Source organism: Paenibacillus sp. GYB004, assembly GCF_036577605.1.
In the GTDB taxonomy this organism is placed as follows: domain Bacteria; phylum Bacillota; class Bacilli; order Paenibacillales; family NBRC-103111; genus Paenibacillus_AB; species Paenibacillus_AB oceani.
Window position 1 is genome coordinate 257,784 of sequence record NZ_JARBDB010000004.1, and the last position, 14,198, is coordinate 271,981.

General features: G+C 55.9%; 11 protein-coding genes. 6 read left to right on the forward strand and 5 right to left on the reverse strand.

Features of this window, described 5'->3' with window-relative positions; translation table 11 throughout:
* Positions 1-40 precede the first annotated feature (40 nt).
* Positions 41-1,423 carry an extracellular solute-binding protein gene (locus PV433_RS03120; RefSeq protein WP_332070733.1) on the forward strand — a complete coding sequence of 461 codons (1,383 nt, stop codon included), beginning with the start codon at positions 41-43 and terminating at the stop codon, positions 1,421-1,423.
* Positions 1,424-1,559: 136 nt separating this feature from the next.
* On the opposite strand, the gene PV433_RS03125 is transcribed toward PV433_RS03120, so the two are convergent.
* Positions 1,560-1,823, reverse strand: a complete 264-nt coding sequence (locus tag PV433_RS03125) for a YkgJ family cysteine cluster protein (RefSeq protein ID WP_332070734.1) — start codon at positions 1,821-1,823, stop codon at positions 1,560-1,562.
* Between the two features lie 141 nt (positions 1,824-1,964).
* Positions 1,965-2,819 (reverse strand): AraC family transcriptional regulator, encoded by an 855-nt coding sequence (locus tag PV433_RS03130; protein WP_332070735.1) that lies wholly within the window; start codon positions 2,817-2,819, stop codon positions 1,965-1,967.
* Positions 2,820-2,989: 170 nt separating this feature from the next.
* Between PV433_RS03130 and PV433_RS03135 the strand changes: the two genes are divergently transcribed.
* Positions 2,990-4,393, forward strand: a complete 1,404-nt coding sequence (locus PV433_RS03135) for a family 4 glycosyl hydrolase (protein ID WP_332070736.1) — start codon at positions 2,990-2,992, stop codon at positions 4,391-4,393.
* A 1,028-nt stretch (positions 4,394-5,421) separates the two neighbouring features.
* On the opposite strand, the gene PV433_RS03140 is transcribed toward PV433_RS03135, so the two are convergent.
* Positions 5,422-5,574, reverse strand: a complete 153-nt coding sequence (locus PV433_RS03140; protein ID WP_332070737.1) for a hypothetical protein — start codon at positions 5,572-5,574, stop codon at positions 5,422-5,424.
* 226 nt (positions 5,575-5,800) lie between these two features.
* Positions 5,801-6,334, reverse strand: coding sequence for a 5' nucleotidase, NT5C type (locus PV433_RS03145; protein WP_190929869.1), 534 nt, complete (start codon positions 6,332-6,334; stop codon positions 5,801-5,803).
* A 241-nt stretch (positions 6,335-6,575) separates the two neighbouring features.
* On the opposite strand from PV433_RS03145, the gene PV433_RS03150 reads away from it, so the two are divergent.
* On the forward strand, positions 6,576-7,703 hold the full coding sequence (locus PV433_RS03150) for a response regulator (RefSeq protein WP_332070738.1): 1,128 nt from the start codon (positions 6,576-6,578) through the stop codon (positions 7,701-7,703).
* A 19-nt stretch (positions 7,704-7,722) separates the two neighbouring features.
* Here the strand turns inward: PV433_RS03150 and PV433_RS03155 are convergent, their stop codons facing one another.
* Entirely contained in the window at positions 7,723-9,126 is a 1,404-nt protein-coding gene (locus tag PV433_RS03155; protein WP_332070739.1) for a DUF4832 domain-containing protein, read from the reverse strand.
* A gap of 157 nt (positions 9,127-9,283) precedes the next feature.
* Between PV433_RS03155 and PV433_RS03160 the strand changes: the two genes are divergently transcribed.
* From PV433_RS03160 to PV433_RS03170, 3 genes are read left to right on the forward strand one after another with little or no spacing between them, the layout of a single operon-like run.
* Positions 9,284-11,470, forward strand: coding sequence for an NAD-dependent epimerase/dehydratase family protein (locus PV433_RS03160; RefSeq protein WP_332070740.1), 2,187 nt, complete (start codon positions 9,284-9,286; stop codon positions 11,468-11,470).
* Entirely contained in the window at positions 11,463-12,356 is an 894-nt protein-coding gene (locus PV433_RS03165; protein ID WP_332070741.1) for a tetratricopeptide repeat protein, read from the forward strand. The genes PV433_RS03160 and PV433_RS03165 overlap by 8 nt, the downstream gene beginning before the upstream one ends.
* Position 12,357: 1 nt before the next feature.
* Complete coding sequence (locus tag PV433_RS03170; RefSeq protein ID WP_332070742.1) at positions 12,358-14,193, forward strand: DUF2194 domain-containing protein; 1,836 nt, start codon at positions 12,358-12,360, stop codon at positions 14,191-14,193.
* Positions 14,194-14,198: the final 5 nt, after the last annotated feature.

Below are 14,198 nucleotides of genomic sequence, written 5' to 3' on the forward strand. Positions count from 1 at the left end.
GAAGTGAAGTTCCGGCGATTGGACAGGAGTGTAGAAACCGTTGCATAAAGAGGAGAAAACGAGCCGCAAAACATTTCATTCCCGGCTGAATCGAATGGTGGAGAAATTGGAGAGGGATATTGCCGAAGGCGTGTACAGCGTAGGCGATCTGCTTCCTTCCGAAACCGCACTGGCGGAGCTGTTCAAGATGGGACCGCGTTCTGTCCGCAAAGGCATCGATCTTCTGGTGGAACGGGGCATGGTCGTCAAGGAAAGGCGGGTCGGCGCGAAAGTCGTCCAAGCTCCCGAACTGGAGCAGGTGACGCTGGTGATCGCCTGTTATGCGACGGTCGTCCACGATTTTGCGCTGGAGCCGTTGATCGCAGACTTTCAGGCCTTGCACCCGTCGATACGCGTGAAAACGATTCTGGTCAATACGGACCACTACCACATGTTCACCCAGATGCTGGACAGCGGCGTGATCGACGCGGTGACGCTGAATCAGGATACGTTCCAGGATGTTGCGGTGCGTGACAAATTGTCCTTGCTGGAGCCGCTTCCGGACCATCTCCCGGGCGTGTACCGCTTTCTGACAGATGTGTTTTCCGTCGGAGGTCGGCGCTACGTGCAGCCTGTGACCTTTTCTCCTCTTATATTATGCTACAACAAAGCGCATTTTCGCGAGAATGGACTTCTGGAGCCGGACAGCACCTGGACGTGGAGCGATATGATCAAAAATGCGAGGCAACTCACCCGAAGCGACTCGTACGGCCTGTATTTCGATCCGTTGTCCATCAATATTTGGCCTGCCCTGCTCCTGCAGAGCGGCGTGAAATTTGAGCGCGATGCCAACGGACGTTTCGAGATCGGCCCGGACGGGAAGCTGATGGAGTGCATGCGGTTTTACCGGGAGATCGTCTCGGACCCGTCGATGTTCCCGCCATTCTGGAACGACCGGGAGATCGATTATATCCGGATGTTTAGAGAAGGGCGCATTTCGATGACGCTCGTCGGTTACAGCACCTTAACGAGGCTGGGAGGAAGCGGTCTCGATTACGATATCTCGCCGCTGCCGTTTATCCGTCATCCGCTGACCAATGCGGTCTCGATCGGAGTCGGCGTCAACGAACAGTCCAGACATAAGGAAGCGGTCCGCACGTTTATGGAGTATTTGAGATCGCCGAGAGCTCAGAGGCTGATCAGCACCCATTCTCTGAGCATCCCGGTTCATAAGGAGGTCGCCGACGAAATCCGGCCGGATGACGGTCTGCGTCCTTCCCGCTACAACTTGTTTAAAGAAATTATGCCGTCATTCCGCGTTCAACAAGATCTGAATCTGGCCAACTGGCAGCTGCGAAAAATATCCGGTCCGCTCCAGCTTTATTTGACCGGGCAGATCGGCGAGACGGCTTTGTGCGAACGGCTTGAACGTGCGCTTTCCTAGAAAGAACCGACCCCGCCCCCTTGAGCAGAGGGGGTTTTTGTTTGTCTGAACGTTCGCCATCGAATCGGGAGCGTTTTGGGGAGGCGAATTGCTGTCTGGCTATGTCCGCGGCCTTCTCTCTTAGAGCAGCTGCCGTTCAGGTGCGATCCGGAGCTGTCATCCGCTCCAGTGTGCTTAAATAGTCGAAAGCGTGCTCATTCGAATTGCCGCACATGTCTTCCGAGGGCCGCAAGCTTAGACATACGGCAGGACGTTCGGGCTTCCCGAACAGGCCGCACTTGTTATCGTCCGTAAGCTGGACGCACCGGACGCCGGCGGGTTTGCCTTCCGGCATTCCGGGGATAGCGGACGAGATCGACACGACGATACAGCAGGCGGCGCATCCGACCCGGCATTCCATCAAGCATCCCTCCTCCAAGGTTCTTATGCAGACCCCTTATGACAAGTATACCATAGGCGCTAGGCCCGGAAATGCAGACACTACATAAACCAAACCGGGCAACAAACGCCCCGTATGAGGAGTACCAGACAGGACGCTCTTTTACACGAATTGCGAGGGCGGCTTCTTGTAATACTTTTTGAATGCTTTCGAAAAGCTGTACGGATCGGGGTAGCCGAGCAGCTCGGCGATTTGTTTGATGGTGTACGTTCTCCGGTACAAGTAGTCGCGCGCGCGGTTCATGCGTACTTGATACAAGTAATATCCGGGTGTGACGCCGACGGTTTGCTTGAAAAACGTAATGAAATATTTCTCCGACATGCCGGCTTTTTCGGCAAGCTCTCGAACGGCGATCGGACGGTGCAGTTGTTCATGCACAAAGCGGAACACCGGCTGCAGGATGTCCATCTGACGGGAGGCCCTTGCCTTCGGGTTCGTGTCCGCCGGTTCGCCGCTTACGGCAGCGGCTTCGGATTCCGCCGCATTTTCGATAATTTTGGCAAGCAGTACGGTCAGGCAGCCTTTAAGCCGGACGCTTGACAAAACCGAACGATTGGAATACCGCTCGAAAGCTTGCCGGAACAAAACCGCCTCCTCCTGCACCGAGCCTCCCGCAACAATGCCGGATAAAGGGAAATCGTCCAATATCCGCGACCGGTCCCCGATGCCAAAATCAAAGTGAACGTAGATAAACCTGCAGCCTTCCTCCCCGTTCGAAGCGGTGTAAGGAACGTTCGGATAAAACAAGATCAGGTCTCCGGCCTTCGCCGTCCCGCTCACGTCCCCCATCCGCAGGGTAACCGTCCCTTCCTCTACGATCCATAGATCGTAATCGGAGTGCTCCTTGACTTCTCTCCACCTGCTGTCATGGTATAGCGAATGACAGGAGCCGATCCGCAGTGTTATATGCTCGGACAGCTCGTTGAACAGGTGAAAGGACCCCGTCTGACCCTTCATAGGTTACCGTCCCTTCGATACTTTTTGACGAATCGCGTTGGTTTCAATATAGCACAAGATCATGGCCGGTATATCAATCGTACTATTTGACATCCGCTTAAAACTACAATCCATTTGAATTCATTCCCATCCTTTTATAATAAAGGCGAGAAGGAAAAGGAGGATACGCTATGAATCGGGATGGCGGGAAATCTGGCAAACTTGGCAAACCGAAAGTTGTAGTACTGGGAGCGGGCAGTTTGTTTTTCGGAAGGCAGTCGATCTGGCAGATGGTCACTTCGCCGTATTTGAACGAAGGGACGCTCGCGTTGGTCGATACCGACGAAGCCAGGCTGAACAAGCTGCTGAAGCTGGCCCGTATGGCGGCGGCCGAGCACGGGGTGAAGCTGGCCGTGGAAGGTTCGACCGACCGCCGGGACGTACTGAAGGACGCCGATTTTGTCGTCCTCAGCTTTGCCAAAGATACGGTGAAGTACAGGGGCATCGACTGTACGGTGTCGGAGAAATACGGCATCCGCATGTGCTCCGGGGATACGATCGGACCTGGAGGCATATTCAGGGCGATGCGGGAGCTGCCGGTTATCATGGAAAGCGTCCGCGATATCGAGAACATGTGCCCGGATGCTTGGGTCATCAACTACATTAATCCGTCCGCCGTGCACGGTATCGCCTTAAGCCGGTATGCGCCGAAGCTGAAAAGCTTCGCTTTGTGCGACGGGCTGCATATGCCTCATGTGGAACGGAATTATTTGAGACGGTCCGGCCTTATTGGCGAAGCCGGTCAATTGACGGAAGACGTGTCGCGGCGGTTCGACCTCCGGATTGCCGGCGTCAATCATTTTACATGGATGTTGAAGGCGGAATTCGACGGTAAGGACATTGCTCCATTAATCGCCGAATCGCTTCGCAAAGCGGCGGAAACCGGTACGGACGGAGGCGACCGCGGAGCCAAGGCGGCGTACAACGACGCGATCGGGTATGAGCTGTACGGTATTTTCGGATACATCCCTACCTGTGTCGCCCATACGAAGGAATACGTGCGCTTTTGGCAGGGGCTCGGCAAGACGGTGGAGCCGGTTCCGCCGCTGCATATATGGGAGACGGAAGAACGCTACAAGCGGCATGACGAGATGTGGAAGCAGGTCGATGCTTTTATAACCGGCCGGAAGCCGATCTCCGAGTTTAAGACCGCCTTCGGTCCCGATCATGCCACGGATATTATTGAGAATATGGTCGGCGGACTGGGCAAGCCGTTTTATATCAACACGGTAAACCGCGGGGCGGTGTCCAATATGAGCGGCGACGCTTTTCTCGAGCTGCTCTGCGATGTGACGATGGAAGGGATCGTACCGCGGCCGGTAGGGGAAATGCCGCGGGGCATCCGCGGGATGCAGGAGCTCGTCCTCGATACGCACGAGCTTACCGCCGAAGCCGTGGTGGAGCGGAGCTTTGTCAAGCTAAGAAGGGCGATGATGACCGATCCGCTTGTCAGTTCGATCGGCGACGCCGACCATATCATCAGAGAGCTTCTGGAGCAGGAGCGGGAAGCGCTACCCGCCTATTGGTACGAGTAACGGCGGCGATATGCGTTTTGCCAAAGGCGAAAGGATAGGACGGGGCGAAGCGAATCGCAGTATTCGGCTCCGATCATGGTGCGTAGGGAGTAACGCTGTTTCTTCTGTACATTGTCGGAGCGAGGAAGAAGGGAGCTGAGGCGAGAGGCGGTATGCTATCGGGCGAGTGCGAGCCTGTCGGTGCCGGCGTGCTGGCATGCTGGCATGCTTCATGCGGTATACGGTAGGTGGTATGCAGTATGCTGCCGGGTAGTTTGGGCCTAGTTGGGCCTAGTGTGGGCTCCCTCCCCATAATAGCGGACGTTTGCAGCGCTTATTTCGTCCCGAACCGTCGATCCGCAACCGATAAGAGTCTTTGGAAGCTGCTATTTTCAGGTAAATTGGCTCAAGAGCTCATAACCCGAATAATAAGAGCTGCTAGCATCCGCTATTTTGCTGTAAGTGGTCAATTTACTAGAAATAAGAGGTGCAAAAGAGGCTGTCGATTCATTGTGTAGAAGTGTCAGCAGGCCGTTCCAAGTGAAAAGTTACCTTCCTCTACTCAAACAGGTTGTCCGGAATCCCTTGATTGAATAAGGATTGTAAGGTAGGGGATTCCAGACAAAACTCGCCAGAAGGTAATCTTTTCCCTTTCCACTTGGTTGTCCATAATGAATCGACAGCCTCGCAAAAGACTGCTAACGATTCTCTGGCGGGAAGCGTCCTTGACGCAAAAGGTGATATGGGCTTCCTTCACGAAATGAGGGAGGAAATCCGGGAGGTTATCCGATCAGCCGCATCTCTCAAACGCGGCAAATGTAAAAGACGCCCTCCTCGGGGAACCTGGGAAGGGCGTCTTTTACACCGCCGGGTTACACCGCCGGGTTACACCGCCGGGTTACACCGCCGGGTTACACCGCCGGGTTACACCGCCGGGTTACACCGCCGAGTTACGCCGCCATATCGGCACAGCTGCCGGCCGGCGTGGTCCCGTGCGCCGAATTTCCCTAAAAAAGACGGGCCGGAACCTTCGTTCCGCCCCTATACGATCAAGGCTGCGCCGTCGGTTTCGCCGCTGCGCCTTCCTGGGCCTTCCACTGCTTGCAGGCATTGTACAGGCCCGTATAATTTTTTTTGACGTACTCCACGACCCGTTCCTGCTTGCTGGACGGTTGGCGCTTGTGCATTTTCAGATGATCCATCGTACTCTCCCTCGCTGCATAAAGTGAACAACGAAAGCATTTATATGCGGCTCGGCGCGCCAATATGCTTGTCCGTAGCCAAAAACAGGCGTGTGACGGCACAAAAAAGGCTGTCCCACCAGGAAAAATCTCCACTGAGTCAGCCCCGCAGCTGCATAAGTTGAACGGATGCGCTCTAAGCTCCACTATCCGAAGCCAAGTCCAATCCAGGACATTCCAAACCTCGTTATTTCAAAAACAGATCCGCCACTTCCCGCCAATTGTTGACACGTGGATAGCGGGTCTCTTCGATGTTGTGCGAAGCGGTATACAGAATGCCTTGCCCCCGGAAGCGCTCGAATTGGTAGGCGTGGTCGTCGATCAGATAGTCGGCGTTGATGATGCTTTTGTCGCCGCAGAATACGATGTGGGTGTTCGGGATGAAGTCGAAATGCTCCTTCAGCCATTCGTACTTGGCGGCGAACGAAGCCGGCACCTCCATGGCGGCGGTGGCGATGAAGATCTCGTAGCGGGACTGCAGCTCCCGGATCACGTCCTGGCTGTCCGGTATCACTTTCAGATCCCGCAAAAAGGAGGGGTCCTCGAAATATTTCGATACTTCCGAGCCGCACTTGGCAACGTGGCGCAGCTTTTTGCCGCGGAGGTCGTCTACGGTGAGGCAGTCCGCGTAATCCCGGTTGTAACACTCGAGCATTTTGCCCAGCGTGTCCCCCATAACTTCGTCCATATCAATTGCGATGCGTGGTTTGACGGCGTCCATCCGACATGCTCCTATCCTGTTGTTGTACCTCTATGCTAGCCGTAAACGAAGGCAAGGTCAATGGATATTGGGTGCCCGGGCCGTGCAGGCCCGCATATGCCGGCAGACCTTGGCGCGTGGGAGGACGGGCGCATAGTGCTTGGCCGAAAGGCGTGATATAATGTACCAAAGAATGGGTCGTGATTCAATATAGGGGAAACGGCAAGTAGACAATCGCACAGAAGGATCGGAGCCGTGACATATGAAAGTAATCCTTGTTGATGATGAGCGCTTGGCTCTTGAAGTTATGGGGAGATTGATCGGGGAAATCGATAGCTTCGAGGTCATCGGCAAGTATACGAACCCTCATCAAGCGTTGGAGGCTATCACTCGCGAGGAGCCGGACGTGGCGTTTCTCGATATCGAGATGCCCGAGATTAACGGAATCCAACTGGCGGAGCGAATACGCAGCCGGCTGCCTTCAGTGAAGATCGTGTTCGTGACCGCCTACGACAATTTTGCAGTCAAAGCGTTCGAGCTGAGCGCAATCGACTATCTGCTGAAGCCGGTGAAGCGGGAGCGTCTGGCCGAAACGGCAAAGCGGCTCTTCGAGAAAACGGAGAAAGCGGCCATCCCTGTTCCGGATAGTCAGGTCCTCATCCGTTGTTTCCAATCGCTGCAGATCGAGCTGCCCGCAGGCTCGGCAGAGCAGGCCGCGATTCGCTGGAGAACGTCGAAGGCGCAGGAGCTGTTCGCTTTTCTGGTCCATCAGCGGGGGCAACTGGTCAGGAAAGACACGCTGCTGGATATGTTATGGCCGGAAGCGGATTGGAAGAAAGGGTATACTTTGCTGTATACGGCGGTGTACCAGATTCGTAAAATGCTGGAGAACGCCGGGGTCAACATGCGCATTTTAAGCTATGACGAAGGCTACCAGCTCGAGATGAACCAGGCGAAGCTGGACGTCGCGGACTGGGAGCTCGGCCTGCGCGAAGCGCCCCCGATCTCGGCCGCGACGCTGCCGGAGCATCGGAGCTTGCTGGAGCTGTACCGCGGCGATTATATGGCAGACAACGCCTATATCTGGGCGGAAAGCGAGCGCCAGCGGTTGAGGGTGCTTTGGATTCAGCACGCGATGGCGGTAGGGGAATATCTCATCGCTTCCCGCAACTACGCGGAAGCGATTGCCCTCCATCTCCGGGTCCAATCGCTCTATCCGTACATGGAGCAAACCTACTTCATCCTGATGCAGCTGTACGAAGCCGCAGGGGACCGCGGCTCCGTCGAACAGCAGCATAAACGTCTGGAAGAGATGCTGCGCGGGGAATATGGTACCCAGCCGCAGGAAGCCGTCCGCCTCTGGTACGAGAGCTGGAAAAGCAAGAGCTGAACAGCTGCCTCTGCGCGGCCTACTTCTTGGCGGGCTTGATCAGAACGGTGCCCAGCGCATAACGGCCGTCGGCTCGTTTCCCGTCGCTTGCAAACTCGACCCCGGGTTTCCCGGATTGCGGATCGAGAATGGCGGCGTTTACCGTGTACGTACCTTCCTGAAGATGATCCGGGATCGGCAGCGCATAGGAGGCTTCGTGCTCGCCGGGAAGCCACTTCCGAATATCGATATCGGTCCGGACGGCGGCCACGATCGTCCCTTGTCCGTCGGCAAGCGACAGCTCGAGCGGCCAATTGTAATAAAACGGCGCTACTCCCCGGTTGTTCACCGCAAGCGAAATATGCAGACTTTTGCCGGCCGTCGCTTCTTTCTCGTGCGTTTCTTTCGTCAAAACGAAGCGGTAGCCAATCGTTTTCAGAAAACGGTCGATGTTCGGCTGAATCGCTGCATCCTTCTCCCGGTAAGGCGCGCTGGGCCCCATCCAGGTGACATGCGTCAGCCGGGCTTGCCGCAGCGTCTCCTCAATCACGCTGTCCTTAAAATACGAGCCGCTGGAAAACTCGCCGCCGCTCGGCGAAGTCGCCCAGAAATCGGGCATCGCCGGCTCGTCCTCGTCCGTCAGCCAAGATTTGTATCCCTCCGTATACCATTTCAGGAAGCCGTCGATCGTCGATTTTGATTTTCCGAAGGCATCGTTGTACAGTCCCATCTTATGATCGAGCGCGACCTGATGCGGCCGCCTCATAAGCAGATGCTTGTCCGGAAACGCGCGGACATAATGCTCGGCATACGGGTCCGAGATGTTCCGCTTCGGAAACGGGATGAAGCCCTGATCGTCGTCCCGCGTATGCCACTCGCCCCAATGGCCGAGACTGCCGAGCTGGATGAAGGCGATCTGCGGATCTTGGTTATACCGCGCTCCCAGAGCGTTCAACAGCCGCTCATGGTGTTGGATCAGGGCGGGGTGGCCGTAGTCCGGGCTGAAGCCTTTCCCGTAATCGCTATCGTACCACTCTCCGCTTCGACCGATTTCTTCATACAACCAATCCGGTATATCCATATGCGATTGCTCGCGGGGGTAATCGAGAATGACGCGCAAAATGAGATGAACGCCCCGCTGCTTCCAAAGCGCAAAATTAAACCGCTTCTCCACCGCGTCAAATGCGTACTTTCCTTTCTCCGGCTCCAGTTCCCGCCACGAGAGATTGGCATGAGCGAGCCGGAACGGCTGCACCGCATTGTCGTATTTGGCATCGATCGCGAACCCCATATAGGGGTTGGCAAGCACAAGGTCGGTTTCGGCCGGCATGTAGCTGACGGCTTGGATTTTCTCATCGGCGCGAAGATGATTGGCGATCAGCAGGCCGGACAGGCCGGCGGCGATCAGGACAGCAACGAGTGCATAACTTCGGGTCAAGCGCAAAGGAAGTCCTCCATCCACGAATGCGTATAGTTCTATCATTATATATCGACTCGGGAAAATCTGGCTATACAGGAAACTCGTTCAGTTTTTGTTCAGATGCATGTCGTACAATCACTTTCATTGTCGAAATATTACGGGCGAAGAAGTGGTGATTAACTTGAGAGTACTGGTAACAGGAGGCTACGGATTCATCGGATCTTTTGTAGCCGAACGGTTTTATAAGGAAGGATATGAAGTCTCGCTTATAGACAGCATGTCCTCGGGGGACAAGAGCAACATTACCTTCAAGCACAAAAGTTATATCGTCTCCATCGAAGACCGCAAATGCGAAGAAATATTCCGGAGCACCAAGTTCGATGTGGTCGTTCATCTGGCCGCGCAAGTAAACGTATCGACCTCGCTTGACAATCCGCGTTTGGATACGAAATCCAACGTTCTCGGGCTCTCCAACATTTTATCTCTGTCGCACAAATATGGCGTCAAAAAGTTTATTTTCGCCTCCTCGGCCGCCGTATACGGGGAGAACGACCGGCTGCCGCTCGCGGAGTCGGAGGAGTGCGAGCCGATTTCCCCGTACGGATTGAACAAATGGATCGGGGAAACCTACTGCCGGAAATGGCAGGACATTTACGGGCTGGAGACGATTTGTTTCCGGTTTTCTAACGTGTACGGCCCCCGCCAGGGAAGTGTCGGCGAAGGGGGAGTCGTGTCGATTTTTACCGAACGGGCGCTCCATGCGAAGGAATTGATGATATTCGGCGACGGCGGTCAGACACGCGATTTTATTTACGTAGAGGATATCGCCGACGCGATTTACCGCGCCTCGTATTCGAGTCTGACCGGGGTGTACAACTTATCCACGAACCGGGAGACGAGCGTGAACGAGCTGGTCGACACGCTCCAGTCGCTGCATGGACCGATTCCCGTTACCTATAAGGACGGCCGCTCCGGCGATATTTACCGCTCGGTGCTCGACAATTCGCGGATCAAGAAAGATCTGGACTGGGCGCCGAAATATTCGCTGCAGGAAGGGCTCGGCCGGACGTACCGGTGGTTTGCCGACGAGCATAAGCGCTCGGAAGAACGGCCGGCTGGCGTGAAGGCGGACGGCTCTCCGGTCTGGACGACGGTCAAAAAAGCGCTCCCCTATGCGGAGAACGCGCTCGCGTTCGGGGTTACCGCCTGGATCACGCTGTCGCTGCAAAACGGCATGTACGATATTCTCGATTTCCGGCTGATCTACATTATCCTGCTCGGCATTCTCTACGGGAACCGCCAGTCGCTTATAGCCGTCGCGATGTCCGTCGCGCTTTACGTGTACCAGCAGTTGGACAACGGGCGCGAATTCGTGTCGCTGCTGCACGATACCGAGTTCTTTTTCCATACCGCCGTTTATTTGTTCATCGGCCTCGTCGTCGGTTATGCCATCGAGCGCAAAAACCTCGCGCTGCGCAATATGAAGCGGCAGACGGAAACGACGGAGGAGAAGTACGCATTCCTGAACGATATATACACGGAGACGCGGCTGGTGAAGGACGAGCTTCAGCTGCAGGTGATGAACAGCAGCGACAGCTTCGGCAAAATCTACTCCGTTACGAAGGAATTGGAAAGTTTGGAGCCCGAGAGCATCTTCAACTCGACCGTCAGCGTTGTCGAATCGATTATGAAGGTACAGTTCGTATCGATTTATACGGTCAACAAATACGGGAACTATCTCCGTCTCGTAACCCGCTCGGGCTCGGGCGATTATGAGGTCGCCAAGTCGATCAAGGTGGAGGACGTCGATTTCGCCAAGCACGTGCTGCACGACAAGAAGCTGTTCGTCAACAAGGAGCTTCAGGCCGACGCTCCGCTGATGGCCGCGCCGGTATGGAACGGAAGAGAAGTGGTTGCGGTTGTCGCGTTGTACGGGATGAAATTTGACCATTTCACATTGTACTATCAGAACTTGTTCAAAATTACGGTCGACCTCGTATCCTCCGCTTTGTCCAGAGCGCTCTCCTTCGTGGAGGCGACGGAAAACGTGAGATACATCGACGGCACGCCCGTTCTGAAGCCCGACGTGTTCCATGACATTCTCGTAAGCAAACGGATCGGCAGAGCGAAGCACGGGACCGAATACGTGCTGTTGTCCGCCGGAGAGGGCAATGAGCTGACCATCGACTTGTCCCATCTAATCTCCGGCTCGCTTCGCGAAACGGACTATATCGGGATCGGGCCGGGCGGAGAGCTGATGGTGCTGCTCAGCAACTCCAGCTTGGCGGAAGCGGCCTTCGTCCTGGAACGGCTGCGGAAGAACGGCGTTACCCTAACGGTCGCGGAAGAGGAAGCGGAGTATGTTTGAGATTGTGTGGCTCGTCTATATCGTCGTATGCGGCATCGTGTTCGGAATCGTTTACCGGCAGGACAGAAGAGAAGGGTGGACCCGCTTTGCGCTGGCCGCCTCGCTGCCCGTCGTCGGCTTCCTGCTGCCTCTTTTCCGCTCCGGGGGCGGAGGGCAGCGGAAATCCCGTCCGGTCGAATCCGGAATATTCGATCATTTCAGCATCCGGGACGTGGAGCATACCCATCAGTACGACAGCCCGGATGCCGCCAAAGAGATGAACGTCGTGCCGCTGGAGGAAGCGCTGCTCGTCAACGATTTTTCCACCCGGCGGAGGGTGATGATCGATCTGCTCAAGCAGGATTCCCTCGACTATCTGGAAGTTCTGCGGCTGGCGGTCAGCAATGAAGATACGGAGACGTCCCACTACGCGGTCAGCGCCATTACGGGCATCAAGCGCAAGCTGACGCTGGCGCTCCAGCAATTGTCGGTCCAGTACGAGGAGAACAAGGACGATCCGTACTTGCTCCGGTCCTACGCGGACGTATTAAAGAACTATATGCGCAGCGGATTTCTCGACGAGCGGACGCTCGCCAAGCACCGGTATACGTATTCGGCGGTACTGGGCCGCCTGCTCGAGCTGGAGCCGGAATCGGCGGAGGCTTACGCCGAGAAGATCGGAACTGACCTGGAGCTCGGCGAATACGCTTCGGCCGAAGCGTGCGCGGAAGGCTTCCTGCGGCATTGCCCGCATGACGAGAACGCCTATTTGAGCCTGATGAACGTATATTTCACCGTCCAGTCGATCGAGAAGCTGAAGGACACGCTGGACCTACTCAAGCAATCTCCGATTCGTTTGTCGAACGAGGCATTAACAACCGTGAGATTCTGGTCGGAAGGAACATGAGATGGATACGAAAGTGAAACTGAAACGAAACGTGTATATCATTATCGCCGGCGTGCTGCTGCTCGCGCTCGCGATCCAGCTGACGAGTTCCCGCTACGTCCTGCAGTTCAGCCGGAACGAGGCGGTGCCGGGCCAAGCGGGGACATGGAAGCCGGCGTTCGCGGAGCTCGGCTCCCTGGCCCCGTCCGGCACCCCGTACTGTGTCGCGTACGAGAGCGGCGAGTCTTACAGCGTGCAGATCATGGAGCAGGCGGAGCGAACTTTGAAGTATATGAAAAAGCCGGTCCGGACGTTCGATGTGGGCGGAGGCGGGTTTCAGCCGGGGGCCTGCGCGGCCGTTATCGTCGCGACGGAGCGTCTGGAGCTGCTGGGCGCAGACGGGACGGCACTTGCCGGATACGTGGAGAACGGAGGCTACGTATTTCTAGCGGTCATCCCCGTGTTGGACGACACCTTTTATCGCATCTACCGGAAAATGGGGATCGTCGCCGCCAAGGACATCGTACCTTCGAACGGAATCGAGCTGACCTCGAACGTATTGATCGGGGAGAAGGGGCTCGTCATCGACGCTCCGATCATTACGAATACGTCGGTCGTCGCCGAACTGGACGACAAGAGCCGGGTGCTGGCCAAATCGGCCGAGGGTATCCCGCTTCTCTGGGACTATGCGTACGGCAAAGGCAAGTTCATGGTGTACAACGGAACGATATTAACGTTGAAAGTAAACCGGGGATTGTTCGCGGGGGCGCTTAGCATGCTGGAGCCCGAGTTTATTTATCCGATTTTTAATTCCAAAATTTTCTATATCGACGATTTCCCCGCGCCGATTCCGAAAGGGATCAACGACGACATTTTCCGCGACTACCGCCGCGACACTCCGGCTTTTTTCAAGGAAATCTGGTGGCCGGACATGCTGAAGGTGGCCAAACGGTTCGATGTCAAATATACGGCGGCGCTGATCGAGTCCTATAACGACCAGATCAAACCTCCGTTCCATGAGCCGGTGGACGCGGATCTGAAAGGACTTCTCAGCTACGGCCGGGAGGTGCTCAAAAGCGGGGGAGAGATCGGCCTTCACGGCTACAATCATCAGTCGCTTCAGCGAAGCCGGGACGTAGCCGCCTGGTACGGCTATACGCCGTGGGAATCGGTCGAAGACATGACGGAATCGATCAAGGAATCGGTGGAGTTTGCGGGCAAGGCATTCCCGAACTATACGATGCTCTCTTACGTTCCTCCCTCCAATGTGCTCAGTCCGGAAGGCCGGGAGGCGCTCAAGCAAGGGTGGCCGAGCATGGCGGTGATCTCGTCGCTGTACGGAATCGACGAGGCCGGACGCGCCTACGTGCAGGAATTCGAGGTGGCGCCGGACGGAATATTGGAGATGCCGCGCCTGACGTCGGGGTATCTGGAACAGCCGTTCGACCGTTGGATGATGGCCAATTCCATTACGCTGTTCGGCTTCTTCTCCCACTTCATTCACCCGGACGATCTGCTCAGCGAGGACCGGAACAACGATATGTCGTGGGAGGAGCTGTACGAAGGCTTCTCCTCCATGCTGGAGCGGCTCGACCGCGTGTATCCGTGGCTGAGACATTCGACCTCTTCCAAAGCGGCCGTCGATATGGAGGAAGTGCTGACGAGCCGTGTCGAGATTACGCGCCAGGAAGGGAAGATCAGCGGCAAAATCGACTCGTTTCGCACCCGGCAGCACTTCATATTGAGGACGGAGCGGGCCATTCAAACGATGTCGGGCTGCAAAGTGCAGAAAATCGACGACTCGGCTTATCTGGTTACCGCGGTTCAGGCAAACTTTGAAATCGGGTTGGGAGATTGAAAACT

Bases quoted from the DNA above. Each gene is read 5' to 3' on its own strand.
- PV433_RS03125 (WP_332070734.1), bottom strand. From the start codon at position 1,823: ATGGAATGCCGGGTCGGATGCGCCGCCTGCTGTATCGTCGTGTCGATC.
- PV433_RS03130 (WP_332070735.1), bottom strand. From the start codon at position 2,819: ATGAAGGGTCAGACGGGGTCCTTTCACCTGTTCAACGAGCTGTCCGAG.
- PV433_RS03135 (WP_332070736.1), top strand. From the start codon at position 2,990: ATGAATCGGGATGGCGGGAAATCTGGCAAACTTGGCAAACCGAAAGTT.
- PV433_RS03140 (WP_332070737.1), bottom strand. From the start codon at position 5,574: ATGGATCATCTGAAAATGCACAAGCGCCAACCGTCCAGCAAGCAGGAA.
- PV433_RS03145 (WP_190929869.1), bottom strand. From the start codon at position 6,334: ATGGACGCCGTCAAACCACGCATCGCAATTGATATGGACGAAGTTATG.
- PV433_RS03150 (WP_332070738.1), top strand. From the start codon at position 6,576: ATGAAAGTAATCCTTGTTGATGATGAGCGCTTGGCTCTTGAAGTTATG.
- PV433_RS03165 (WP_332070741.1), top strand. From the start codon at position 11,463: ATGTTTGAGATTGTGTGGCTCGTCTATATCGTCGTATGCGGCATCGTG.
- PV433_RS03170 (WP_332070742.1), top strand. From the start codon at position 12,358: ATGGATACGAAAGTGAAACTGAAACGAAACGTGTATATCATTATCGCC.